Raw genomic sequence first — 24,748 nt, forward strand, 5'->3', positions numbered from 1 at the left:
CGGTTGGCTCTCAGCGCAGAGTAGAGGCCCGGACCACCAGTTCGGGGGTGAAGACGACCTGCCGGTGCTCGTGGCCCGGTTCGGACTCCGCCAGCAGCAGCTCGGCCGCCGTGCGGCCCAGGCGGCGCCGGGGCTGGCGGACCGACGTCAGCGGGACCGCGGCCGCCGCCGCGAACTCGATGTCGTCGTAGCCGACGATCGCCAGGTCGTCCGGGACGTTCATGCGCAGGTTCGCGCACGTCTGCAGGAGGCCGAGGGCGACCAGGTCGTTGGCGCAGAACGCCGCGGTCGGGCGGATCGACGCCGGCAGCCCCGCCAGCCGCTCGCCCGCGCCGCGGCCGTCGGCCACGGTCAGGGCCGTCGTGGTGAGATCGACCAGGTGGTCCGGACCGAGTCCGGCCGCGCGCAGGGCCCGCAACGCGCCCAGCCGCCGGTCGCGGACCTGCCCGACCGTCGTGTGGTTGCCGATGAACGCGATGCGGTCGTGGCCCTGCTCGACCAGGTGCCGGACGGCGATCTCGCCGCCGTAGACGTCGTCGACCGCGACCGAGCAGTGCGTGGTGCCGCCGGGCGTGCGGTCGACGACCACCACCGGCGTGCCGCGGTGCGCGATCTCGTGCAGCAGCGGGGCGTCCGGGTCGACCGGCGTGATGAGGATGCCCTGCACCCGCTGCTGTTCGAGGCGCCCGAGGTAGGCCGCCTCCCGCGACGGCTGGTGGGCACTGTTGCAGAGGAACAGCGAGAGGCCGCCGTCGTCGGCGGCGTCCGCGGCGTCTTCCATGCCGGCCGCGACGTCGGTGAAGAAGGGGTTGCTGCCGTCGAGCATGACGTACGCCAGCACGCGGCTGCGCCCGGCTCGCAGCTGCCGCGCGGATTCGTTGCGCACGAACCGGAGGTCGGCCATCGCGGCCTCGACCTTCGCGCGCGTGGCGGGGCTGACGCGGTCGGGCCGGTTGAGCACGTTGGACACCGTGCCGAGGGAGACACCGGCAGCCGCGGCGACGTCCTTCATGCCTGCCGCCTTCGGCTCGGCGCCGGACTCCTGGACCGTCATGGAAACCCCCTCATTGAAACGTAACATCACCACGAACAGTCCGGCCGTGAAGACGTTCGGCCACGGTTCGGTGGATTCATTGACTTGTTCTCCAACCGCATAGTAGCGTCACCGCGCCAGGTTTGTGAAACCTTTCAATCCGGAGGTCGCGATGACGCGGCAGGACCCGGGCCGAGCCCCTCTGCTGGAGGTGCGCGGCGTGACCAAGTCGTTCGGCGCCGTCGCGGCGGTCGCCGGGGTGAGCTTCGGCCTGTACCCCGGCGAGGCCCACGCGCTGGTCGGCGAGAACGGTGCCGGCAAGTCCACGATCGTGAAGATGCTCGCCGGGGTGCACAAGCCCGACGACGGCACGCTGCTGCTGGACGGGCAGCCGGTGGAGTTCGGCTCGCCGGCCGACGCGAAGGCCGCCGGCATCGCGGTGATCTACCAGGAACCGACGCTGTTCCCCGACCTGTCGGTCGCGGAGAACATCGTGATGGGCCGCCACCCGCGCAAAGGTCTCGGCCGCATCGACCGGGCCGCCATCCGCGCCGAGGCCGAACGGCTCTTCACCCGCCTCGGCGTCCGGATCGACCCGGCCCGCCCGGCACGCGGGCTGTCGATCGCCGACCAGCAGATCGTGGAGATCGCCAAGGCGCTCAGCGCCGACGCCCGCGTGCTCGTGATGGACGAACCGACCGCCGCGCTGAGCCGCGTCGAGGTCGAGCGGCTCTTCACCGTCGCGCGGACGCTGCGCCAGGAAGGTGCGGCGATCATGTTCATCTCGCACCGGTTCGAGGAGATCACCGAGCTGTGCCAGCGCGTGACGATCATGCGCGACGGCAAGCACGTCTCCACCGACCTGGTCGCCGACGTCACGGTCGAGGACATGGTGAAGCGCATGGTCGGCCGCGACCTGGAGGCGCTGTTCCCCAAGCAGGACGTCGAACCCGGCGCGGTGGTCCTGGAGGTCGAAGGCCTGGCCAGGGAAGGCGTCTTCCGCGACATCTCCTTCTCGGTGCGCGCGGGGGAGATCGTCGCGTTCGCCGGGCTCGTCGGGTCCGGGCGCTCGGAAGTCGTCCAGGCCGTCTTCGGCGTCGACGAGCGCGACGCCGGTGTCGTCAAGATCGGCGGCAAGAAGCTCAAGGCGCACTCGTCGCGGGCCGCGATGGCCGCCGGGATGGCGCTGGTCCCCGAAGACCGGCGCCAGCAGGGCCTGATCATGGACCTCTCCATCGAGCGGAACGTGACGCTGCCGCGGTCCCGCGCGCTCTCGAAGCTCGGTTTCCTGACCGGCGCGAGCGAGCGGCAGGAGGCCCGGCGCTGGACCGAGCGCCTGCGCACCAAGTACCGCCGCCTCGGCGACCCGGTCGGCACGCTCTCGGGCGGCAACCAGCAGAAGGTCGTGCTGGCCAAGTGGCTCGCGATGGCACCGAAGGTGCTGATCGTGGACGAGCCGACCCGCGGCATCGACGTCGGCACGAAGGCCGAGGTGCACCGGCTGATGTCGGCGCTCGCGGCCGAAGGCGTCGCGATCGTCATGGTGTCCTCGGAGCTGCCGGAGGTGCTCGGCATGGCCGACCGCGTGCTCGTGATGCGGGAGGGCAGGCTCGTCGCCGAGCTCCCGCGCGCGGACGCGACCGAAGACGCCGTCATGTTCGCCGCGATGGGCCAGGGAGCCGCCGCATGACCGTCACCAAGGAGGCACCCGTGGCCGGGGAGCCGACCGTCCACCCGCGACGGTCGTGGACCGCGAACGTGTTCAAGGCCCGCGAATCCGGCATCGTCCTCGCGCTGATCGTGCTGGTCGCGTTCACCGCGACGCAGAACTCCCGGTTCCTGTCCGGGCAGAGCATCCGCGACATCCTGCTGGGCACGGCCATCCTCGCGGTGCTCGCCGTCGGGCAGGCGATCGTGATGATCACCCGCAACATCGACCTGTCGGTCGGCTCGGTGCTCGGCCTCGCCGCCTTCGCCGTCGGCTCGCTGATGCGCGACAACCCCGGCCTGCCGGTGATCGTCGCGCTGCTGGCCGGTCTCGGCGTCGGCGCGGTCTGCGGGCTGGTGAACGGCGCGCTGGTCCGGTTCGGCCAGGTGCCCGCGCTGGTCGTCACGCTCGGCACGCTCTACGCCTACCGCGGCGTCAGCTACTTCTGGGCCGGCGGCCAGCAGATCAACGCCGACAAGCTGCCCGCGTCCTTCCTCGACTTCGGCACCGCGTCGGTGCTCGGCGTGCCGTGGCTGGTGCTGATCGCCCTGCTGGTCCTGGTCGCCGCCGGGATCGTGCTCCGCAGCTACCCGGCCGGGCGCGAGCTGTACGCGATGGGGTCGAGCCCGCAGGCCGCGCAGCTGGCCGGCATCCGGGTCGGCCGCAACACCACCGCGGCGTTCCTGGTCAGCGGCGCGCTCGCCGGACTCGCCGGGGTGCTGTTCGCCGCCCGGTTCGGCACCGTGGACGCGGCCGCCGGCACCGGCTACGAGCTGAACGTCGTCGCCGCGGCCGTGGTCGGCGGGGTCGCGGTGTTCGGCGGCAGCGGCTCGGCCTGGGGCGCGGGCCTCGGCGCGCTGCTGCTGACGGTCATCGGCAGCGCCCTGGCCGTGCTCGACATCAACCAGTTCTGGCAGCAGGCGATCGTCGGCGCGCTGATCCTGCTGGCCATCGGCGCCGACCGGCTCGTCGCGGTCCGGGTCGCTAAGGCACTGAAGAAGAGGGACTCCCATGTCTGACCAAGGGAACCGGCTCGGCCGGCTGCTCAGCTGGGACGCCGCCGTCGTCCTGGTGACGGTCACCGTCCTGATCGTCGCCTCCGGCGCCGTCGAGAACTTCGGCACCAGCCGCAACTTCACCTTCCTGCTGCTCGACCTGCTGCCGATCGCGCTGGTCGCGCTGCCGATGACGTTCATCATCGTGACCGGCGAGATCGACCTGTCGGTGGCGAGCACGCTCGGGCTGACGTCCGCGGTGATGGGGTCGCTGTGGGACGCGGGCCTGTCGATCGAGACGATCATCCCGCTCTGCATCGTCCTCGGCGCGGTCCTCGGCGCGCTGAACGGCTTCTTCGTCACCGTGCTGAAGCTGCCTTCGCTCGCCGTCACGATCGGCACGCTCGCGCTCTACCGCGGGCTCGCGTTCGTCGTGCTCGGCGACGGCGCGGTGGCCGACTTCCCGCGGGCCTACACCAGCTGGGTCACCGGGACCCTCGGCGACGGCCCGATCCCGAACGTGCTGGTCCCGCTGGCCGTGGTGGCCCTGGTCTTCGGCGTCGTGCTGCACGCGACGCCGATCGGCCGCGGCGTCTTCGCGGCCGGCGCGGGCGAGCAGGCGGCCCGGTTCGCCGGGATCCGCACCGGGCGGCTCAAGTTCTGGCTGTACGTCGTGAGCGGCGCGGTCGCCGGGGTCGCCGGGGTCCTGTGGACCCTGCGCTACTCCAGTGCCCGCGCCGACAACGGCTACGGCCTCGAACTGGCCGTCGTGGCCGCCGTGCTGCTCGGTGGCGTGTCCATCTTCGGCGGCAAGGGCACGCTGCCCGGCGTGCTCGCCGGGGTGGTCCTGCTGGCGTCCCTGCAGAACGCGCTGCGCCTGCAGGACGTCTCGAACGAGGCGCTCAACATCGTGACCGGCGTGCTGCTCATCGTGTCGGTCCTGCTGCCCAACATCGTGTCCTCGGCCCGTACGGCGCTCCGGCGCCGGCACCGAGCGACAGCTCCCAGCGCGGTATCCCCAGAAAGGTGACGAAGATGTCCCGACGGTTCCTCACCGGCGCAGTGTCGGCCGGGCTGGTGCTCGTGCTGGCCGCCTGCGGCGGCACCACCAAGGACGACAGCAGCGGCTCCGGCGCGCAGCAGTCGACCGCCACGGCGAACCCCAACGCCGCGGCCAAGGAAGGCGTCAAGATGGCCTTCCTGCCCAAGCAGCTCAACAACCCCTACAGCGACATCGAGGTCAGCGGCGGCAAGGCGGCGCTGGGCGAGCTGAAGGGCGAGTACAAGCTGGTCGGGCCGAACGACGCCAGCGCGTCGTCGCAGGTCAGCTACATCAACACGCTGATCCAGCAGCAGCAGGACGTCATCGGCATCGCCGCGAACGACCCGAACGCCGTGTGCCCGTCGCTCAACCAGGCCCGCAGCGCCGGCATCAAGGTCGTGGCGTTCGACTCCGACGCCGCCAAGGACTGCCGCGACGTCTTCATCAACCAGGCCACCACCCAGGGCATCGGCGAGGCGCTGGCCAAGCAGGCCAAGGACCTCTCGGGTGGGTCCGGTGAGATCGCGGTCCTGTCCGCGACGCCGAACGCCACCAACCAGAACGCCTGGATCGAGGTCCTCAAGAAGGAGCTGGCCAAGCCGGAGTACGCGAGCCTGAAGCTGGACAAGGTCGCCTACGGCAACGACGACGACCAGAAGTCGTTCCAGGAGGCGCAGGGCCTGCTGCAGTCGTTCCCGAACCTCAAGGTGATCGTCGCGCCGACCACGGTCGGCATCGCGGCCGCCGCGCGGTACGTCAGCTCGTCGAGCTACAAGGGCAAGGTCGCGGTGACCGGCCTCGGCACGCCGAACCAGATGCGTGCCTTCGTCAAGGACGGCACGGTCAAGCAGTTCGCGCTGTGGAACCCGGCCGACATCGGCTACCTCGCCGCCTACGCGGGCGTCGCGCTCAAGTCCGGCCAGATCAGCGGCAAGGATGGCGAGAAGTTCAAGGCGGGCAAGCTCGGCGACTACACGATCGGCGCGAACGGCGAGATCGTCCTCGGCCCGCCGACGACGTTCGACGCGAACAACATCGACAAGTTCAACTTCTGACGGCCTCCGCGGCCGGACCGGATCGCCGCCCCGGTCCGGCCGCGGGTTCCACAAAGGACGGACAGTGCCCCGTTACTGCTTTTGCCTGCAGGTGAGGCCGGACCGGAAGACCGAGTACGCGCAGCGCCACCGCGCGGTGTGGCCCGGGATGCGGCAGGCCCTGCACGACACCGGCTGGCGCAACTATTCGCTGTTCCTGCGCGACGACGGCCTCCTGATCGGCTACGTCGAAGCCGACGACCTCGAAGCCGCGCAGGCGGCGATGGCGAAGACCGAGGTCAACGCCCGCTGGCAGGCGGAGATGGCGGAGTTCTTCACCGGCCTCGACGGCGGTCCGCCGGACGAAGGCTTTCAGCTTCTGGAAGAGGTCTTCCACCTCGAACCCCCCACCGTCGCGGAAGGACAGTGATCGCCGTGGGCGACTTGACGGCCGTGAAACAGGCCCTGCGGGCCCAGCGCATCGAGACGCCGTCGTGGGCGTATGCGAACTCGGGCACCCGGTTCAAGGTGTTCCCGCAACCCGGCGTCCCGCGGACGCCCGAAGAGAAGATCGCCGACGCCGCGACCGTGCACCGGTTCACCGGGGTCGCCCCGAGCGTCGCGCTGCACATCCCGTGGGACAAGGTCGACGACTACGGCGCGCTGACGGCGTTCGCCCGTGACCTCGGCATCGAGATCGGCGCGATCAACACCAACGTGTTCCAGGACGAGGACTACAAGCTCGGCTCGGTCACCAACCCCGACGCCGGCATCCGCCGGAAGGCCACCGACCACCTGCTCGAGGCCATCTCCATCATGGACGCGACGGGCTCGCGCGACCTCAAGCTGTGGTTCTCCGACGGCATCAACTACCCGGGCCAGGACGACATCCGCGACCGCCAGGACCGGCTGGCCGTGGCGTTGAAGGAGACCTACGACCGGCTCGGCGACCACCAGCGGATGCTGCTGGAGTACAAGCTCTTCGAGCCGGCGTTCTACGCCACCGACGTCCCGGACTGGGGCACGTCCTACGCGCACTGCATCGAGCTGGGGGAGAAGGCGACGGTGTGCATCGACACCGGCCACCACGCCCCCGGCACGAACATCGAGTTCATCGTCGCGTTCCTGCTGCGGGCCGGCAAGCTCGGCGCGTTCGACTTCAACTCGCGCTTCTACGCCGACGACGACCTCATGGTCGGGGCGGCGGACCCGTTCCAGCTGTTCCGGATCATGTACGAGATCGTCCGCGGCGACGCGCTCGACCCGGCGTACGGGATCGCGTTCATGCTCGACCAGTGCCACAACATCGAGGCCAAGATCCCGGCGATCATCCGGTCGGTGATGAACGTCCAGGAGGCCACGGCCAAGGCGCTGCTCGTCGACCGGGACGCGCTGCGCACCGCCCAGCAGGCGGGGGACGTGCTCGCCGCGAACGCCGTGCTGATGGACGCCTACAACACCGACGTCCGGCCGCTGCTGGCCGAGCTGCGCGAGGACTCCGGGCTCGACCCGGACCCCGTCGCGGCCTACCACCGCAGCGGGTACCAGGAGAAGATCGTGGCCGAGCGCGCCGGCGGCACGCAGGCCGGATGGGGAGCATGAGCATGACCGTGCCGGAGCAGCTCATCGCGCGCAGCAACGCGCTCGGGGCCGACCCGCGCAACACCAACTACGCCGGCGGCAACACCTCCGCCAAGGGCGCAGTCACCGACCCGGTGACCGGCGCGCCGACGGAGGTGCTGTGGGTCAAGGGATCCGGCGGCGACCTCGGGACCCTCAAGGAGTCCGGGCTCGCGGTGCTGCGGCTGGACCGGCTGCGGTCGCTGGTGGACGTCTACCCGGGCGTCGAGCGCGAGGACGAGATGGTCGCCGCGTTCGACTACTGCCTGCACGGCCGGGGCGGGGCGGCGCCGTCGATCGACACCGCGATGCATGGCCTCGTCGAGGCGCCGCACGTCGACCACCTGCACCCGGACTCCGGCATCGCGCTGGCCACCGCGGCCGACGGCGCCGCGCTGACGAAGGAGTGCTTCGGCGACCGCGTCGCGTGGGTGGACTGGCGGCGGCCCGGGTTCCAGCTGGGTCTGGACATCGCGGCGGTCAAGGCGGCCAACCCGCAGGCCATCGGCGTCATCCTGGGCGGGCACGGCATCACGGCGTGGGGCGCGACTTCGGAAGAGTGCGAGCGGAACTCCCTCGCGATCATCCGGACGGCCGAGGAGTTCCTTGCTTCACGGGGTGCCGCGGAGCCGTTCGGGCCGGTCGTCCCGGGCTTCGAAGCGCTGCCGGAAGCCGAGCGGCACGCGCGCGCCGCGGCACTGGCGCCGGTGGTCCGCGGGCTGGCCTCGACCGACCAGCGGCAGGTCGGGCACTACACCGACGGCGACGTCGTGCTGGAGTTCCTGGCCCGCGAGAAGCTCGCGCCGCTCGCCGCGCTGGGCACGTCCTGCCCGGACCACTTCCTCCGCACCAAGGTCCGGCCCCTGGTGGTGGACCTCCCGGCGACCGCACCGCTGGAGGACGTCGTCGCGCGGCTGAAGGAGCTGCACGGCGAGTACCGCGACGAATACCGCGCCTACTACGAGCGGCACGCGACGCCGGACTCGCCCGCCATGCGCGGCGCCGACCCGGCGATCGTGCTGGTGCCGGGGGTCGGGATGTTCTCCTTCGGCAAGGACAAGCAGACCGCGCGGGTGGCGGGCGAGTTCTACGTCAACGCGATCAACGTCATGCGCGGGGCCGAAGCCGTGTCCACGTACGCGCCGATCCCCGAGAGCGAGAAGTTCCGGATCGAGTACTGGGCGCTCGAAGAGGCGAAGCTGCAGCGGATGCCGAAGCCCAAGCCCCTCGCCGGGCGGATCGCCCTGGTGACCGGGGCGGCGTCGGGCATCGGCAAGGCGATCGCCCGGCGGCTCGCCGCCGAGGGGGCCTGCGTCGCCATCGCCGACCTGAACGCCTCGGCCGCGGCGGAGACGGCGGCGGAGATCGGGAACGCGGACAAGGCCGTCGCGGTCACCGCGGACGTCACCGACGCGGCCGCAGTCCAGGCCGCGATCGACGCGACCGTGCTCGCCTTCGGCGGGATCGACCTGGTCGTCAACAACGCCGGGCTGTCCATCTCGAAGCCGCTGCTGGAGACCACCGAACGCGACTGGGACCTCCAGCACGACGTGATGGCCAAGGGCTCGTTCCTGGTCGCGCGGGCGGCCGCGAAGGCCATGATCGACCAGGGCATCGGCGGCGACGTCGTGTACATCTCGTCGAAGAACTCGGTGTTCGCCGGCCCGAACAACGTCGCGTACGGCGCGGCGAAGGCCGACCAGGCGCACCAGGTCCGGCTGCTGGCCGCCGAGCTCGGCGGGCACGGCATCCGCGTCAACGGCGTCAACCCGGACGGTGTCGTCCAGGGCTCCGGCATCTTCGCCGGCGGCTGGGGTGCCCAGCGCGCCGCGGTGTACGGAGTCGAGGAGTCGAAGCTCGGCGAGTTCTACGCCCAGCGGACCATCCTCAAGCGCGAGGTGCTGCCCGAGCACGTCGCGGCCGCGGTGTTCGCCCTCACCGGCGGCGACCTCACCCACACCACCGGCCTGCACGTGCCGGTGGACGCCGGGGTGGCCGCCGCGTTCCTGCGCTGAAGGAGTTCCGATGACCTTGGACCGGATCACCCCGCGCCGCACCCGCGTCGGGCTCGTCGCGGGCGGGCTCGGCGCGTACTGGCCGCAGTTCCCGGCCCTGCTGCCCCAACTGGAGGCCTCCGCGCGGCGGGTCGCCGAACGACTGTCCGGGATGGACTGCGAGGTCGTCGACGCCGGGTTCGTCTCCGACGCACAGGAGGGCGCCGCCGCGGCGGAGAAGCTCCGGGTGGCGGGGTGCGACCTGATCGTCGGGTTCCTCACGACGTACCTGACCTCCAGCATGCTGGCGCCGGTCGCGCAGCGCTCGGGCGCGCCGGTGCTGCTGCTGAACCTGCAGCCGACCGAGGCGATGGACCACGAGTCCTTCGACACCGGCGCGTGGCTGGCCTACTGCGGCGCCTGCCCGCTGCCGGAGATGGCCAACGCGTTCCGCCGCGTGGGCGTCGAGTTCCGCTCGGTGTCCGGCTACCTCGAGGACGAGCGCGCCTGGACGCGCATCGAGCGCTGGATCAAGGCGGCCGGCGTGCGGGCCGCGCTGCGGCACGGGCGGCACGGCCTGCTCGGGCACCTCTACCCGGGCATGATGGACGTCTCCACCGACCCGACCCTGGTGTCCGGGCAGCTCGGTGGGCACGTCGAAATCCTGGAGATCGACGACCTGCGGGTGCGCGTGGAGAAGGTCACCGACGACGAGACCGCCGCGCGCGTGGCGCTGGCTCGTGAAGTGTTCACTGTGGACGAATCCGTAGTGGACGAAGACTTCGCCTGGGGTGCGCGGGTTTCGGTGGCGCTCGACCGGCTCGTCGAGGACTTCTCGCTCGACTCCCTGGCCTACTACCACCGCGGCCTGGACGGCGAGACGCACGAACGCGTCGGCGCCGGGTTCATCCTCGGCGCGTCCCTGCTCACCGCGCGCGGCATCCCGGCCGTCGGCGAGTACGAGCTGCGGACGTCCCTGGCCATGCTGGTCATGGACCGCCTCGGCGCGGGTGGCTCGTTCACCGAGCTGCAGGCGCTGAACTTCCGCGACGACGTCGTCGAGATGGGCCACGACGGCCCGGCGCACCTCGGCATCAGCGCCCGCAAGCCGCTGCTGCGCGGGCTCGGCGTCTACCACGGGAAGCGCGGCTGGGGCGTATCGGTGGAGTTCGACGTCAAGCACGGGCCGGTGACGCTGTGCGGGCTCGGGCAGCGGCGGGACGGGACCTTCTCGCTCATCGCGTCCGAAGGCACGGTCGTGCCCGGGCCGCTGCTGCGGATCGGCAACACGACCTCCCGCGTCGACTTCGGGTGCGACCCGGGGGAGTGGACCGATGCGTGGTCGGCCAGCGGCATCGCGCACCACTGGGCGCTCGGCACCGGCCACCGGGTCGCCGAGCTGAGCGCCGTCGCGGACCTGCTCGGGCTGGAGCTGACCGTGGTGAACCCGTGAAGCGGGTGGCGGCCGTCGACCTCGGCGCGTCCAGCGGGCGGGTGATGGCCGGGAGCGTCGGGGCGTCGCTGCTGAGCGTCGAGGAGGTGCGGCGCTTCCCGAACGGCGGGGTCCGCGCGGGGCCGGTGCTGTACTGGGACGTCCTGGGCCTCTACCGCGAAGCCCTCGCCGGGATCCGGGAAGCGGGTGCGGTGTCCGGGGTCGGGATCGACTCCTGGGCCGTCGACTACGGGCTCCTGGACGAGCGGGGAGCGCTGCTCGGCAACCCCGTCCACTACCGCGACCCGCGCACGGACGGCGTACCGGCCCAGGTCGCGGCCAAGGTCTCGGACCGGGAGCTCTACGACGTCACCGGGTTGCAGCAGCTGCCGTTCAACACGCTGTACCAGCTGGTCTCCGAAGGCGACCGGCTCGACGCGGCCCGGACGATGCTGCTCATCCCGGACCTGCTGAACTACTGGCTCACGGGCTCGATCGGGGCCGAGCGGACGAACGCGTCGACCACGCAGCTCTACGACGTCCGGGCACGGACGTGGGCTTCTTCGCTGGCGGCCCAGGTCGGGATCCCGCCGCGGCTGCTGCCGCCGTTGCGCGACGCCGGGACGGTGGTGGGCACGGCTTCCGAGCTGTCCGGGGTGCCGGTGGTGGCGGTCGGTTCGCACGACACGGCATCGGCGGTGGTCGCGGTGCCGGCCGAGCCGGGGACGAACTTCGCGTACATCTCGTCGGGCACGTGGTCGCTGGCCGGGCTGGAGCTTCCCGAACCCGAACTCGGCGACGCGGCCCTGGCGGCGAACTTCACCAACGAAGGCGGCGTCGACGGCACGATCCGGTTCCTGCGCAACGTGATGGGCCTGTGGGTGCTGTCGGAGACGCTGCGGACGTGGTCCACTTCGGACCTTCCCGGCCTGCTCCGCGCGGCGGCGGCGTCGCCCGGGCTGGCGGCGGTCGTGGACATCGACGCACCCGAGTTCCTGCCGCCGGGGGACATGCCGGCCCGGCTTGCGGCCGCCTGCACGGCGACCGGCCAGCGGCTGCCGTCGGAGCGGGGCGCGGTGGTCCGGTGCATCCTGGACAGCCTGGCGCTGGCCTACCGACGCACGCTGCGATCGGCGGCTTCGATCACGGGCCGCACGATCGACGTGGTCCACATCGTCGGCGGCGGGGCGCGGAACGAGCTGCTGTGCCGGCTGACGGCGGACGCTTGTGGCGTGCCGGTGCTGGCGGGCCCGGTCGAGGCAGCGGCGCTGGGGAACGTGCTGGTCCAGGCCCGGGCGCTGGGGGAGGACCTCCCGGATCTGGCGGCGATGCGGGCGCTGGTGCGGGAGACGCAGGAGGTCCGCCGCTACGAGCCCTCGGGCCACGGCGACTGGGCGGCGGCCGAGGCGCGGCTGGCCCACTGAGCCGGCTCACCCAGCCGACTCGCGACCTTCCGCGGCGACCTGCCCACCTGCCCACCTGCCCGAACGCAGTGAATGACTCATTCACGTCGTCAGACGACATGAATGAGTCATTCACGTCGTCGCAACCCCGGGGATTCGCGCCCGTTCCGGCCGGGGTGCCGGTCACCGGACAGGACTGCGCGATCTTCCCCCTCCGCCTGCCCCACCCGGGCACACTCCCCGAAGCACGGTTGCGGGCCCGGGCGGCTCGCGGCGAGCCTGGGTACGGATCCCGGCCCAGACCCGAGGGAGTACCGCGATGGCGCACCGAACCCGCACCCTGACCGCGGCGGCCGTCGTCGCCTTGGGCCTGTCCCTGATCGCACCCGGGATCGCCGCCGCCGACCCGCCGAGCGCCCTGCCCGGCAACGCCTCCGACTTCGAGAAGACCTTCCAGCCCGCCTTCGACTACGACAAGGACGGCTGCTACCCGACCCCGGCCATCGGCCCGGACGGCACCATCGCCCCCGGCCTCTCCCTCGGCGGCGACACCAACGGCCACTGCCGGGACTCCTGGGACCTCGACAACACCAACTCCTACTCGCGCCAGAAGTGCAACAACGGCTGGTGCGCCGTGATGTTCACCCTCTACTTCGAGAAGGACCAGGCCTCCCTCGGCCCCGGCAGCGCCGGGCACCGCCACGATTGGGAGCACGTCGTCGTGTGGGTCAAGGACAACCAGGTCGAGTACGTCGCGACGTCGCAGCACGGCGGCTTCGCGATCCACGACCGCGCGAGCATGCGCTTCGAGGGCACGCACGCGAAGGTCGTCTACCACAAGGACGGCGGCTCGACCCACTGCTTCCGCGCCGCCAACGGCAACGACGACCCGCCGGAGAACCACAAGGGCACCTGGCAGTACCCGACGCTCGTCGGCTGGGACGGCTACCCGGCCGGGATCCGCGACAAGCTCGTGGCCGCGAACTTCGGCAGCGCCACCTTCGGCATCAAGGACGACCAGTTCGCCGGCAACCTCGGCAAGGCGAAGCCGGCCGGGATCCCGTTCGACCAGAACGCCTAGCTCGTCACCGGCGCGCTGCGGCCGCGCTTCAGCTCGAAGAACCCCGGCGTGCCGGTCACCAGCAGCACGCCGTCCCACAACCGCCCGGCCTCCTCGCCGCGCGGGACCGGGCTGACCACCGGGCCGAAGAAGGCATGGCCGTCGACGTGGATCGCCGGGACGCCGAGGTCCTCGCCGATCGGGTCGAGCGCCGCGCGGTTCCCGGCGCGCAGGTCCGCGTCGAGCTCCGATGACCCGGCGGCGTCCGCGAGTGAGGCGGGCAGGTCCACCGAAGCCAGTGCGGCGAGGATCGTTTCGCGCGAGACCGGCGCCTTGTCGCGGTGGAAGCGCGTGCCGAGCGCGGTGTAGAGGTCACGCTGCACCTCGTCGCCGTGCGCCCGCGAAGCGGCCAGCGCGACGCGCGCGGGACCCCAGCGTTCGTCGAGCCATTTCCGGTACCAGCCGTCCACCGGACGGCCTTCGTTGTGCAGAGCCAAGCTGAACACGTGGAAGCGCGTCCGGACGTCGCGGACGGCCTCCACCTCGAGGAGCCAGCGCGAGGCGATCCACGCCCACGGGCACACCGGGTCGAACCACAGGTCAACGGTTTTCACCCGGCCCACGCTAGGGCGGCGACCGGACCGGCAGAAGATCCAATTCCGGCGGGCCGGACCGGGCCAATCAGAGCCAGCCGCGCTCGTCCGCGATCCGCACCGCCTCGACGCGGTTGCGCGCCCCGGTCTTGGTGATCGCCGCCGAGACGTAGTTCCGGACCGTGCCTTCGGACAGGTAGAGCCGGGCCGCGATCTCGGCGACGGTGGCACCGGTCCGGGCAGTGATGAGCACGTCCCGTTCGCGCGCGGTGAGCGGCGACTCGCCCGCGGCCAGCGTGGCCACGGCCAGCGCCGGATCTACCACCCGCTCACCTTTCCGAACCCGGCGGATCGCGTCGGCGAGGACGTCGGCCGGGGCGTCCTTCACGACGAACCCGGCCGCGCCCGCGTCCATCGCGCGGCGCAGGTAGCCCGCGCGCCCGAACGTCGTGAGCATGACGACGCGGCAGTCCGGCACCTGCGCGGCGAGCACGGCCGCGGCCGCGAGCCCGTCGAGCCCGGGCATCTCGATGTCCAGCAGCGCGACGTCCGGACGGTGTTCCCGCGCCGCCGCGACGACCTCGTCACCGCGGCCCACGGAGGCGACGACCTCGAAGTCGTCTTCCAGCGCGAGCAGCGCGCACAGCGCCTGGCGGACCAGTTCCTGGTCGTCGGCGAGCAGCAGGCGGATGGTCACAGCGTCACCCGCAGCCGCCAGCCGCGCGGCCGCACCGGCCCGGCGCGGAACTGCCCACCGGCGGCCTTGACGCGTTCGCGGAGCCCGGCCAGCCCGGAGCCCTCCTCGGGAGAACCGCCCACGCCGTCATCGACCACCTCCACAGTGGACTCGGTCACCGTGACCGCGCACCGCGTCGCGCGCGCGTGCCGGGCCACGTTGGTGAGGCCTTCGCGCACCACCCACCCGAACAGTTCCTGCCGGGCCCGGTCCACGACGTCGGTCGCGGTCGGCAGGTCGGCGGTGACGCCGCACGCGCGCAGCAGCTCGCGGCCGCGGGCGAGCTCGCCGGCGAGCGTGACCTCCCGGTAGCCCGACACGGCCGCGCGCACGTCGGTCAGCGCTTGGCGGGCGAGTGTCTCGACCTCGGTCATCTCCTCGCCCGCGCGGGCTTTGTCGGCGTCCAGGAGCCGCCGGGCCAGAGTGCTCTTGACCGTGATCGCGGTCAGCGAGTGGCCGAGCAGGTCGTGCAGGTCGCGGGCGATCCGGGTCCGTTCGGCCTCGGACGCGAGCCGCGCGACCTCGGCCCGGGCTTCGACGAGCGCGGCGTTGGCCCGGATCGCCTCGGCGAAGGCGTGGACGACCAGCACGGTGAACACGAGCGCGACTGCCTGCGTCCAGCCCGCGGTGTCCCACGCCACCCACGGGACCACGAGCGCCGCGAGCGCGGCGACGGCCACCAGCGCCCCGGAGTACCGCGGGAGCCGCGGCACGGCGAGGGACACGACGACCGTGGCGAGGAAGAACGCCTCGGCGTGGGCGAAGGGGAGCGCGGCGGCGAAGAGGACGGCCAGCACCCCCAGGAGCGGCCAGAACCGCCGCGGCGCTCGCTGCGCCGCAGCACGCGCCGCGAGGACGTAACAGCCGACGAAGACGGCGACGATCGCGCACCCCGCGACCGCGGCGTGACCGGCCGAGTGCTGCAGCACGCCGGGCACGGTCACCGCCGGGTAGACGAGCATGCCCGCGTCGAGCACCATCACCCGCCAGCCGCGCACCCAGCGCTGCACGTCGGCCGGCTCCGTCCTGTCCATCACCGGCACGCTACCGGGCCCGCGCCCGCCGGCCGTTGACGAGCACCGTGACACCGAGCAGGAGCAGCCCGCAGACGGCCTGTTCGATCCGCAGCCACAGCGGGAACAACCCGGGCAGGGCGACGATGACGACGATCGCCACGAGCATCACGGCGGCGACGATCCGCAGTCTCAGCAGGCCTTTCTTCGACCCGCGGGCCGCGCTGCGGGCGAAGGCGAACGTCAGCAGCGAGCTGGCGACGACGAGGGTGGCGCGCACCCAGACCGCGTCGGTCACCATCGTGTGGTCGTTGTGGAAGAGCACGATCGTGATGAGGGTGAGTACGGAAAGCGCGGCGTAGCCGCCGGTGAGCAGCAGCACGGGCCGGAAGCCGGTGGTTTCGGTTCGAGTCGTGGTGGTCATGCCGGAATGGTCGTCGCGCGGGGTGTCTTGGCGGCAGTGCCGTCCCTCAGGAGCCGCTCATGACATTTGTCATCGGCATGTCCTGGGCAAAGAGGTGGGAGAGCGCTCTCACAGCGTGCTACAAAGGGGAGGTGACGACGCACCCGCCCTCGGCGCCGCCGACCCTGGAGGACGTCGCGCGGGTCGCCGGCGTCTCGCGGGCCACGGTGTCCCGCGTGGTCAACAGCGTGCGCAACGTCGATCCGAAGCTGCGGGAGACCGTCGAACGCGCCATCGCCGCCACCGGCTACGTGCCGAACCGCGCGGCCCGGTCGCTGGTCACGCGCCGCACCGGCGGCGTGGCGCTGGTGGTGTCCGAGCCGGAACGGCACGTCGAAGCTTTCACCGGCGGCGTGTTCGGCGACCCGTTCTTCGGCCGGGTGGTCGAGGGCGTGGTCGCGCACCTGCGGCCCCAGGGGCTGCACCCGCTGCTGATGCTCGTCGACAGCGACGAAGAGCGGGAGAAGCTCGTGCCGAAGCTGCGGCAGGAGCAGGTGAGCGGAGTGCTGCTGATCTCGCTGCACCCGGCCGAGGACCCGCTGCCGCGCATGCTGACCGACGCGGGCGTCCCGACGGCGCTGTTCGCGCGGCCCGGCCGCCCGGCGCCGGTGAGCTACGTCGACGTCGCCCACCAGGACGGTGCCCGGCTCGCGGCCGACCGGCTCGTTTCCCGCGGCTGCCACCGGGTCGCGACGATCGCGGGCCCGGCGGGAACCCCGGCGGGTCAGGACCGGCTGGCCGGGTTCCGCGACGCGATGGCCCGCCACGGCCACGCGTACGTGGCGGTCGCCGAAGGCGACTTCACCGAGCACGGCGGCGAACGGGCGATGGAGCGGCTCCTGGCCGAGGAACCCGCGCTGGACGGGCTGTTCGTGGCCAACGACCTGATGGCGTACGGCGCTCTGACGGTGCTGCGCGAGGCGGGCCGCCGGGTTCCCGACGACGTCGCGGTGATCGGCTTCGACGACAGCCGGGTGGCGCTGAGCTGCCGTCCCCGGCTCACGACGGTCCGCCAGCCGGTGGAGGAGATGGGCGCGGCGATGGCCCGGATGGTCCTCGACCGCATGGCCGACCCGGCGCGGCGCGCGGAGTCGGTGATCTTCGATCCCGAACTGGTCGTCCGCGACTCCGCCTGAGCGGCCGGGCGCCGATACTCCGTGCGCGTGGCCTGCCGGGCAGAGAGCCCGGCCTGTCCGGACAGTTCCGCCCGGTGGTCTGGACATCGGCCCGACGGCTGTGCTCAGATCTGTTCGGCCTTTTCCAACGTTGTAAAACCGGCTGGGTCCCTCTGACCGGAACGGAGTTCCGCCGTGCGGACGAGAGCACCGAAAACCCTCCCTCTGACGTGCGCGCTGGCAGTCGCCGCGGCCGTCTTGACCGTCGCGGCCCCGGCCGACGCCGGGCCGGCGGCCCGCCAGACCGTCACCGCCGGAAACGCGCGTTTCCAAGTCCTGTCCCCGACACTGATCCGCACGGAGTACGCGGGTGACGGCCGCTTCACCGACGCCGCCACCTTCAACGCCGTCGGCCGCGGGTCCTTCACACCCCCGCCGTTCACGTCCAGCACGTCCAACGGGGTGCTGACGATCCGCACGAGCGCGACGACCTTGACCTACAAGCTGGACTCCGGGCCGTTCGACTCCGGCAACCTCCAGATCCGCACGAACGCCGGGACCACGCCGGTGACCGCGGCGCCGTGGCGCCACCTGACCTGCGCGACCGGCGCGCTGTGCGAGGCCGAGGACCTGACCGCCGACGGGCTGGGCGTCGCGACCGACCACACCGGCTACACCGGCGAGGGCTTCCTCGCCGGGTTCGAAAGCACCGGCAACTCGGCCACGGCCGACGTCGCCGTCGCCACGGCCGGGACGTACAACGTCACGGCCCGGTTCGCCAACGGCCAGGGCGGAGACGGCCAGCACGTCACGCGCACCCTCAGCGTGTCCGTCGACGGCGGCGCGGCGCAGAAGCTCACCCTGCCCACGACGGCCGACTGGAACAGCTGGGCCACCGCGTCGGTGCCGGTCACCCTCGGCGCCGGCCGGCACAACCTCCGCCTCGAACGGACCGCGACGGACTCCGGCAACGTCAACGTCGACGCCGTCGCGGTGCTGACCCCCGGCGCGGCCTTCCCGCCCGCGTCGGCCCGCGCGTTCACCGGGTGCGCCCTCGAGGTCAGCTGTGAAGCCGAATCCGGCCTGCGCACGGGCTCGGCCGTGGTCGCGACCGACCACACCGGGTACGCCGGCCGCGGGTTCGTCGCCGAGCTCAACCGCGGCTCGTCGCTGACCCACCGCGTCGTGGCCGTCCCGGCCGCCGGCACGTACCAGCTGTCCGTCCGCTACGCCAACGGCACCGGCGGTGACGGCCGGCACGAGACCCGCACGGCGACGGTCGCCGCGTCCGGCGTGACCCGCACGCTGTCGCTGCCCATCACGGCGAACTGGGACAGCTGGGGGACCGCGTCGGTCCCGGTCGACCTCAAGGCCGGGACGAACGACGTCGTCCTCGGCTGCCCGGACGACACGAGCTGCCACGTCAACCTCGACACCGTCGCGGTCACCGGCACCGGTGCCGCCGCCCCGGCGCCGCACCTCACGCTCGGCGGCTACCGGCGCGGCCTCGACGGCGTCAACGGCGACAACGGCACGCCGTCGCTCACCGAAGGGCTGTTGCACCAGGACGGCTGGTACCTGCTCGACGACAGCCCTTCGGCGCTGTACGACACCGCCACCGAGAAGGTGACCCAGCGGCCGTCGCACGGCGGGAACCCCTACCAGGACGGCTACGTCTTCTCCTTCGGCCACGACTACAAGGCGGGCCTGCGGGACCTGGCGACCCTGACCGGACCGTCGGAGCTGCTGCCGCGCTGGGCCTACGGCGTCTGGTACTCGGAGTACATCGACCGCACCGCGGCCGACTACCGCGACAAGATCCTGCCGAAGTTCCGCAGCGAGGGCGTGCCGCTGGACGTCCTCGTGACCGACACCGACTTCAAGGCGCCGGACACGTGGAACGGCTGGCAGTTCGACAAGAACAAGTTCCCCGACCCGGCCGGGTTCTTCGCCTGGTCGCAGTCGCAGGGCCTGCACAACACGCTGAACATCCACCCGAGCATCATGGGTTCGGACCCGCAGTTCGCCCGCGCGCAGGCGACGGCGAAGGGCAAGCTGGCGAAGTCCGGCTGCGGGACCGACTGCTACGTCTTCGACTGGGGTGACCCCGACCAGCTCAAGGCGTACCTCGACCTGCACGGCGAAATGATGAGCCAGGGCAACGACTTCTGGTGGCTCGACTGGTGCTGCGACTCGTCGAAGTCGAGCCTGCCGGGCGTGACGCCGGACTCCTGGATCAACCAGAAGTACGCCGACCTGGCCGCACCGGCGGTCGAGCGGGGCTTCGTGACGTCGCGGGCGTACGGCTCGCTGCAGGCCGGCGGGTACGGCGGCCCGGTCGGGCTGCCGACGGGACCGTGGGCCGACAAGCGCAGCACCGTCCACTTCACCGGTGACACGTCGTCGACGTGGGGCACGCTGCGGATGGAGGTCGGGATCACGCCGGCGGAGTCGGCCGCGACCGGCCTGTCGCCGATCAGCCACGACATCGGCGGCCACAACGACACGACCGGCCTGCGCGGCAGCGAGACCTACACCTCGGGCGGGCAGCAGCACCAGACGTTCAAGCTGCCCGACGACCTGTATGCGCGGTGGGTCCAGCTCGGCGCGTTCCAGCCGATCGACCGGCTGCACAGCAACCACAGCGACCGGCTGCCGTGGCAGTACGGCGACGCGGCGAAGGCGTCGGCGACGAAGTTCCTCAACCTGCGCGAGAACCTGGTGCCCTACACCTACACGCTGGCCCAGCAGGCGGCGACGACGGGCGTGCCGGTGGTGCGGCCGACGTACGTGGAGTACCCGGACGAGCCGGCCGCGTACGCCGCGGCGCAGAGCGAATACTTCTACGGGCCGGACATGCTGGTGGCGCCGGTGACGTCGCCGGGGACCTCGGCGACGACGTCGGTCTGGTTCCCGCCGGGGCAGTGGACCGACTACTTCACGGGCAAGTCGTACGCCGGCGGCACGACGCAGCAGGTGACGTCGGACCTCGGGACGATGCCGGTGTTCCTGCGCGCCGGCGGCGTCGCGGTGACCCGGACGGCGGACGTCCCCAACGACGTCCAGAGCCCGCTGGACAGGGCGACGGTCACGGTGGCACCGGGCGCGTCGGGGTCGTTCTCGCTGTACGAGGACGACGGCACCTCGGCCAAGCACAGCTCGACGACCCGGATCACCTACACCGAGCGGCGCGGCGCGCACACGGTGACGGTCGAACCGGCCCGGGGCCGGTCCCAGGTCGCTTCGAGGGAGTGGACCGTCAAGTTCCTCGGCGTGACCTCGGCACCCGCCCGGGTGCGGGTCGGCGAGGGCTGGGCGCCGTCGTCCGCTTGGAAGTGGGACGCGGCGGCGCAGACGCTGACGGTGACGGCCCACGGCGGGCGTGGGCCGGTGACGGTGACGTACTGAGACTGCCGGCGGGCGGAGCCGGTATGGCCGTCGAGGCCACCACGTGGGGTGGTGGCCTCGACGGCGCCCGGCTCGGCCACCGTGTGGGTCGGTGGCCTCCACGGCCCGGTCCGTGGTCACGTCGACCTCGGTCCGGGCCGTTGCTCCATCGCGAACGGCTTCCGGGTGGTGCGGCGCCTGGCTGACCACCGCCCGCAGTGGCGCAAAGCCGTGAATGGCACATCGAGGGACTTGACGTCCCTCGATGTGCCATTCACGGACCTCGCCGGTGTGCCGTCGATCGGATCAGGCCGTGTTCGCCAGCACCTGCTCCTGCCGTGAGCCGTCGGCGCCGACCTCGCCGGCCAGCCGCTGGGTCTCCGCGTCCGCGCCCGAGGTCTGCTCACCCTTCGCCAGCACGACCAGCTGCGCCGCGTGGGCCCGGAGCAGCGCGACCAGCCGCCGGTCGAACTCCGCGCCACTGCCGGTCCGCAACGCCACCAGGTCCGCCGCGGTGATCATCCCCGGCATCCGGTGTCCACTGTGGACGTCGGCGGCGGGCAGCCCCGCCCGGTCGCGGGCGGCTTTCAGGCGCACCAGCAGTTTCTCCGCCGGTGCCGCGACCGAGCTCGCGGCGGCCCGGACCGCCGGGCTCGCCGCGTGGTCCGGCGCCAGCCGGGCGGCTGACAGCGCGTTCTCCGTCATCGGCACCACCAGCTGCAGCCACGCCACGTCCGTCGGGTTGAACGGCGAAGCGGGGCCGGCGGCGGGGGCGGGGCCGGTGGTGGCGCACCCGCCCATGGTCGCCACCACCGCCGCCCCCACCAGGACCAGCCGTCTCACGGACGGCCGGGCAGCCGGTAGTTCTGCCCGAGCACGGTGCCCCGGTCCGGTTTGTACAGGTCGAACCCGCGCGGGTCGCACTGCAGGCCGCCGTTGATGCAGTGCGTCACCAGCGCCGCCAGCGTCTCGGGGTCCCACGCGTTGAAGAAGTCGTAGTGCCACGAGTACCCGCGTCCGCTGGCCAGGTGCACGCCGGACATGTCGCCGCTCACCGGGAACGCCATCTTGAACTCGAGCATCGGCACCGCCACCGGGTGGTCGGCCGGGCACGTCAGGCTCGTCCGGTCCGGGTACGCCAGGTGGCTCTTGTGGTCGGCCGAGTCGAGGTGGACGCCGTCCCAGCAGCTCGGGGCCTGGTAACGGATGTTGAGCTGGCTGCCCTCGACGCAGTGCACCGGGACGTCCCAGTTGTGGAAGCTGTCCCCGCACTCCCAGCCCTCGATCGCGCCGGGGGCGTGCTGGAACTCGTCCTGCGTCGCCGTGACGCTCCCGGCGACGTAGCGCAGGCCGGGTGGGAACGGCACGACCTTCGTGTAGTCCAGGATGCCGGACTTGTAGTAGACGACCTGCGCGAAGTTCGGCAGCACCACCTGGCTCCCGTTGTAGACCGTCGGGAACCAGTACGCGGACAGGTCGTCCGGCGCGAGGCACGTGGTGTTTCCGACGCCCGCGTTCTGCAGCGACTGCAGCGTCGTGGCCGCGTTGGTGGTCTTGTTTCCGAGGAACGTGTGGTCGTGCGACGCGCCGGGCAGCCCGGGGAAGACGATCGGGTCGTCCGGCTGGTGGTGGCTGGGGGAGCAGTTGACCTGGAACTCGTGGTGGGTCACCAGGTCGTCGGCCCCGGCGGGCGACCAGGTGGCCGCGGTCAGTAAGGCGCCTGCCAGCACGGTGGCGGCGGTGCAGGCGAGGAGCGCGGCTTTCGTTGCCAAGGGTCCTCCACGGTGAGGTGCCAAGGATGGGAGAGCGCTCTCCCACAGCATGCGCACCGAGCCGCTGCCGTGTCAAGGAGCACCCGGATCCGCCGCAAGACAGGCATTGTCCGATTACCGACGGGAATCTTGACAACGGGAGGCGCGGTGCCGAACCATCGGACGCACTGGAGAGCGCTCTCCAATCTCCGTCCCCTGTCGTACGGGAGTCATCGTGGACCGACCGTCGCTCCTCCGTGCCGTCCCGGCGCTGGTGGCCCTGCTGGTGCTGGGGCTGCTCGCCGGCCCGTCCCCGGCGCACGCCGCCACGCTGCTTTCCCAAGGCAGACCCGCGACGGCGTCGAGCAGTGAAGGCGCGGGTACTCCGGCCTCGGCAGCCGTCGACGGTGACGCCGGCACCCGCTGGGCGAGCGCCTGGAGCGACCCGCAGTGGCTGCAGGTCGACCTCGGCGCACCCGCGGACGTCAGCCAGGTCACCCTGAACTGGGAAGCCGCCTACGCGACTGCATACGAAATCCAAGTTTCCGACGACGCCGGTACTTGGCGGACTGTATACAGTACGACCACCGCGGCCGGCGGTATACAAAATCTCGCGGTCAGCGGCCACGGCCGTTACGTGCGCTTCTTCGGCACCCACCGCGTCGGCGGCTACGGCTACTCGCTCTGGGAGTTCCAGGTCAGCGGTACCCCGGGGACGCCGACGCAGGACGGCCCCGGCGTCACGCGAGTGACCGGCTCGCCGGGGAACTGGCAGCTGACGGTCGACGGGACACCGTGGACGGTCAAGGGGCTGACCTGGGGACCGCCGGTCGGCGAAGCGGCCACGCGGATGCCCGAGCTACACGCGATCGGCGTCAACACCGTCCGCACCTGGGGCACCGACGGCACGACCCAGCCCCTGCTGGACGCCGCCGCGGCCAACGGGATCAAGGTCGTCAGCGGCTTCTGGCTGCAACCCGGCGGCGGCCCCGGCAGCGGCGGCTGCGTCGACTACACGACCGACACGAACTACAAGAACACGATGCTCGCCGAGATCGAGAAATGGGTCACCGCCTACAAGGCGAACCCCGGCGTGCTGATGTGGAACGTCGGCAACGAGTCGATCCTCGGCATGCAGAACTGCTATTCCGGCACGCAGCTGGAGCAGAACCGGATCGCGTACACGCGCTTCGTCGACCAGGCCGCGCAGGCGATCCACGCCATCGACGCCAACCACCCGGTCACCTCGACCGACGCCTGGACCGGTGCGTGGCCGTACTACAAGGCGTACGCGCCGAACCTCGACCTCTACTCCGTCAACTCCTACGCCCAGGTCTGCCAGGTGAAGCAGGACTGGCTCGCGGGCGGCTACCCGAAGCCGTACATCATCACCGAGACCGGCCCGGCCGGTGAGTGGGAAGTGCCGAACGACGCGAACGGCGTCCCCACCGAGCCGACCGACCAGCAGAAGCGCGACGGCTATGTGAACGCCTGGAACTGCGTCCTGGCCCACCCGGGCGTGGCACTCGGCGCGACGCTCTTCCACTACGGCACCGAGGGCGACTTCGGCGGCGTCTGGTTCAACATCACCACCGGCAACGAAAAGCGGCTCTCGTGGTACGCCGTCCGCAGGCTCTACAGTGGACAGACGAACGGGAACACACCGCCGGTGATCTCGTCGATGACCCTCAGCCGCAGCACGGACGTCCCGGCCGGCGGCACGTTCACCCTGACCGCCGGGGTGTCCGATCCGGACGGTGACCCGATCACCTACACCATGGGCTACAACAGCAAGTACATCAACAACGCGGCCGGGCTGATCCCGGCGCAGTTCACCGGGACCGGGCCGTTCACCGTCACCGCGCCGCAGCAGCTGGGCGTCTGGAAGATCTACCTCTACGCCCGGGACGGCCACGGCAACGTCGGCATCGAGACGCGGTCGCTGCGCGTGGTCGCCCCGCCGGTGCCGGGCACGAACCTGGCCCGCGGCGCGGCGACCACGGCGTCCACCTACCAGGCCGACGGCCCCGGCGCGCCCTACCCGCCGCAGGCCGCGACGGACGGGAACACCGCCACGCGCTGGGCGAGCGCGTGGGCCGACCCGCAGTGGCTGCAGGTGGACCTGGGCAGCCGGCAGGCGTTCGACCACGTCCAGCTGATCTGGGAGGCCGCCTTCGGGAAGGCCTACGAGATCCAGGTCAGCGACGACGCGGCGAACTGGCGGACGGTGTACGCGACGACGTCGGGCGACGGCGGCGCCGACGACCTCGCGATCTCGGCGACCGCCCGGTACGTGCGGATGTCCGCGACCCAGCGCGGCACCGCGTACGGCTACTCGCTGTACGAGTTCGGCGTCTACCGCAGCTGAC

At 71.8% G+C, this 24,748-nt stretch carries 20 protein-coding genes; 13 read left to right on the forward strand and 7 right to left on the reverse strand.

All coding sequences use genetic code 11. The features are described 5' to 3' along the window. Positions 1-10: 10 nt before the first annotated feature. Positions 11-1,054: a LacI family DNA-binding transcriptional regulator gene (locus QRX60_RS37020; RefSeq protein ID WP_285996098.1), complete on the reverse strand. Its 1,044-nt coding sequence runs from the start codon at positions 1,052-1,054 to the stop codon at positions 11-13. Positions 1,055-1,205: 151 nt separating this feature from the next. Here QRX60_RS37020 and QRX60_RS37025 point away from each other — a divergent pair, with 151 nt between their 5' ends. The 10 genes from QRX60_RS37025 (at position 1,206) to QRX60_RS37070 (ending at position 13,342) form a co-directional block, all read left to right on the forward strand. Then, a complete protein-coding gene (locus QRX60_RS37025; protein WP_285996099.1) occupies positions 1,206-2,723 on the forward strand; it encodes a sugar ABC transporter ATP-binding protein in 1,518 nt (505 codons plus the stop codon). Next, entirely contained in the window at positions 2,720-3,760 is a 1,041-nt protein-coding gene (locus tag QRX60_RS37030; RefSeq protein ID WP_285996100.1) for an ABC transporter permease, read from the forward strand. Before QRX60_RS37025 ends, QRX60_RS37030 begins: the two co-directional genes overlap by 4 nt. Next, positions 3,753-4,766, forward strand: coding sequence for an ABC transporter permease (locus QRX60_RS37035; RefSeq protein ID WP_285996101.1), 1,014 nt, complete (start codon positions 3,753-3,755; stop codon positions 4,764-4,766). Before QRX60_RS37030 ends, QRX60_RS37035 begins: the two co-directional genes overlap by 8 nt. Before the next feature lie 5 nt (positions 4,767-4,771). Beyond that, positions 4,772-5,833, forward strand: a complete 1,062-nt coding sequence (rhaS, locus tag QRX60_RS37040) for a rhamnose ABC transporter substrate-binding protein (protein WP_285996102.1) — start codon at positions 4,772-4,774, stop codon at positions 5,831-5,833. Positions 5,834-5,897: 64 nt separating this feature from the next. Beyond that, positions 5,898-6,242, forward strand: coding sequence for an L-rhamnose mutarotase (locus QRX60_RS37045; RefSeq protein WP_285996103.1), 345 nt, complete (start codon positions 5,898-5,900; stop codon positions 6,240-6,242). Further along, complete coding sequence (gene rhaI / locus QRX60_RS37050; RefSeq protein WP_285996104.1) at positions 6,239-7,414, forward strand: L-rhamnose isomerase; 1,176 nt, start codon at positions 6,239-6,241, stop codon at positions 7,412-7,414. Before QRX60_RS37045 ends, rhaI begins: the two co-directional genes overlap by 4 nt. 2 nt (positions 7,415-7,416) lie before the next feature. Next, the gene (locus QRX60_RS37055) at positions 7,417-9,447 is read left to right on the forward strand and encodes a bifunctional aldolase/short-chain dehydrogenase (protein WP_285996105.1); all 2,031 of its coding nucleotides are present in this window, start codon (positions 7,417-7,419) and stop codon (positions 9,445-9,447) included. A gap of 10 nt (positions 9,448-9,457) precedes the next feature. After that, complete coding sequence (locus QRX60_RS37060) at positions 9,458-10,879, forward strand: L-fucose/L-arabinose isomerase family protein (protein WP_285996106.1); 1,422 nt, start codon at positions 9,458-9,460, stop codon at positions 10,877-10,879. 5 nt (positions 10,880-10,884) lie between these two features. Then, positions 10,885-12,282: a rhamnulokinase gene (locus QRX60_RS37065; RefSeq protein ID WP_286003779.1), complete on the forward strand. Its 1,398-nt coding sequence runs from the start codon at positions 10,885-10,887 to the stop codon at positions 12,280-12,282. A 298-nt stretch (positions 12,283-12,580) separates the two neighbouring features. Beyond that, on the forward strand, positions 12,581-13,342 hold the full coding sequence (locus QRX60_RS37070) for an NPP1 family protein (RefSeq protein WP_285996107.1): 762 nt from the start codon (positions 12,581-12,583) through the stop codon (positions 13,340-13,342). Here QRX60_RS37070 and QRX60_RS37075 read toward each other — a convergent pair. From QRX60_RS37075 to QRX60_RS37090, 4 genes are all read right to left on the reverse strand, one after another. After that, a complete protein-coding gene (locus QRX60_RS37075; protein WP_285996108.1) occupies positions 13,339-13,935 on the reverse strand; it encodes a mycothiol-dependent nitroreductase Rv2466c family protein in 597 nt (198 codons plus the stop codon). The two genes, QRX60_RS37070 and QRX60_RS37075, sit on opposite strands and share 4 nt — an antisense overlap. 67 nt (positions 13,936-14,002) lie before the next feature. Continuing rightward, complete coding sequence (locus QRX60_RS37080; RefSeq protein WP_285996109.1) at positions 14,003-14,611, reverse strand: response regulator transcription factor; 609 nt, start codon at positions 14,609-14,611, stop codon at positions 14,003-14,005. Beyond that, positions 14,608-15,684, reverse strand: coding sequence for a sensor histidine kinase (locus QRX60_RS37085; protein ID WP_285996110.1), 1,077 nt, complete (start codon positions 15,682-15,684; stop codon positions 14,608-14,610). The genes QRX60_RS37080 and QRX60_RS37085 overlap by 4 nt, the downstream gene beginning before the upstream one ends. A gap of 10 nt (positions 15,685-15,694) precedes the next feature. Then, a complete protein-coding gene (locus tag QRX60_RS37090; RefSeq protein ID WP_285996111.1) occupies positions 15,695-16,087 on the reverse strand; it encodes a hypothetical protein in 393 nt (130 codons plus the stop codon). Between the two features lie 131 nt (positions 16,088-16,218). Between QRX60_RS37090 and QRX60_RS37095 the strand changes: the two genes are divergently transcribed. Beyond that, positions 16,219-17,262, forward strand: a complete 1,044-nt coding sequence (locus QRX60_RS37095) for a LacI family DNA-binding transcriptional regulator (protein WP_285996112.1) — start codon at positions 16,219-16,221, stop codon at positions 17,260-17,262. 174 nt (positions 17,263-17,436) lie between these two features. Next, complete coding sequence (locus QRX60_RS37100; RefSeq protein WP_285996113.1) at positions 17,437-20,649, forward strand: TIM-barrel domain-containing protein; 3,213 nt, start codon at positions 17,437-17,439, stop codon at positions 20,647-20,649. Positions 20,650-20,934: 285 nt separating this feature from the next. Here the strand turns inward: QRX60_RS37100 and QRX60_RS37105 are convergent, their stop codons facing one another. After that, positions 20,935-21,471 carry a DUF305 domain-containing protein gene (locus tag QRX60_RS37105; protein WP_285996114.1) on the reverse strand — a complete coding sequence of 179 codons (537 nt, stop codon included), beginning with the start codon at positions 21,469-21,471 and terminating at the stop codon, positions 20,935-20,937. Continuing rightward, entirely contained in the window at positions 21,468-22,400 is a 933-nt protein-coding gene (locus QRX60_RS37110; protein ID WP_285996115.1) for a DUF1996 domain-containing protein, read from the reverse strand. Before QRX60_RS37110 ends, QRX60_RS37105 begins: the two co-directional genes overlap by 4 nt. Before the next feature lie 214 nt (positions 22,401-22,614). On the opposite strand from QRX60_RS37110, the gene QRX60_RS37115 reads away from it, so the two are divergent. Further along, positions 22,615-24,747: a discoidin domain-containing protein gene (locus QRX60_RS37115; RefSeq protein WP_285996116.1), complete on the forward strand. Its 2,133-nt coding sequence runs from the start codon at positions 22,615-22,617 to the stop codon at positions 24,745-24,747. The last annotated feature ends 1 nt before the right edge of the window (position 24,748 follow it).

Origin of the sequence: Amycolatopsis mongoliensis (genome assembly GCF_030285665.1) — a bacterium.
Taxonomy (GTDB): domain Bacteria; phylum Actinomycetota; class Actinomycetes; order Mycobacteriales; family Pseudonocardiaceae; genus Amycolatopsis; species Amycolatopsis mongoliensis.

Excerpts from the sequence above, each read along its gene's own strand:
- QRX60_RS37060 (WP_285996106.1), top strand. The coding sequence starts at position 9,458 with ATGACCTTGGACCGGATCACCCCGCGCCGCACCCGCGTCGGGCTCGTC.
- QRX60_RS37070 (WP_285996107.1), top strand. The coding sequence starts at position 12,581 with ATGGCGCACCGAACCCGCACCCTGACCGCGGCGGCCGTCGTCGCCTTG.
- rhaS (WP_285996102.1), top strand. The coding sequence starts at position 4,772 with ATGTCCCGACGGTTCCTCACCGGCGCAGTGTCGGCCGGGCTGGTGCTC.
- QRX60_RS37090 (WP_285996111.1), bottom strand. The coding sequence starts at position 16,087 with ATGACCACCACGACTCGAACCGAAACCACCGGCTTCCGGCCCGTGCTG.
- QRX60_RS37055 (WP_285996105.1), top strand. The coding sequence starts at position 7,417 with ATGACCGTGCCGGAGCAGCTCATCGCGCGCAGCAACGCGCTCGGGGCC.
- QRX60_RS37030 (WP_285996100.1), top strand. The coding sequence starts at position 2,720 with ATGACCGTCACCAAGGAGGCACCCGTGGCCGGGGAGCCGACCGTCCAC.
- QRX60_RS37020 (WP_285996098.1), bottom strand. The coding sequence starts at position 1,054 with ATGACGGTCCAGGAGTCCGGCGCCGAGCCGAAGGCGGCAGGCATGAAG.
- QRX60_RS37025 (WP_285996099.1), top strand. The coding sequence starts at position 1,206 with ATGACGCGGCAGGACCCGGGCCGAGCCCCTCTGCTGGAGGTGCGCGGC.
- QRX60_RS37085 (WP_285996110.1), bottom strand. The coding sequence starts at position 15,684 with ATGGACAGGACGGAGCCGGCCGACGTGCAGCGCTGGGTGCGCGGCTGG.
- QRX60_RS37035 (WP_285996101.1), top strand. The coding sequence starts at position 3,753 with ATGTCTGACCAAGGGAACCGGCTCGGCCGGCTGCTCAGCTGGGACGCC.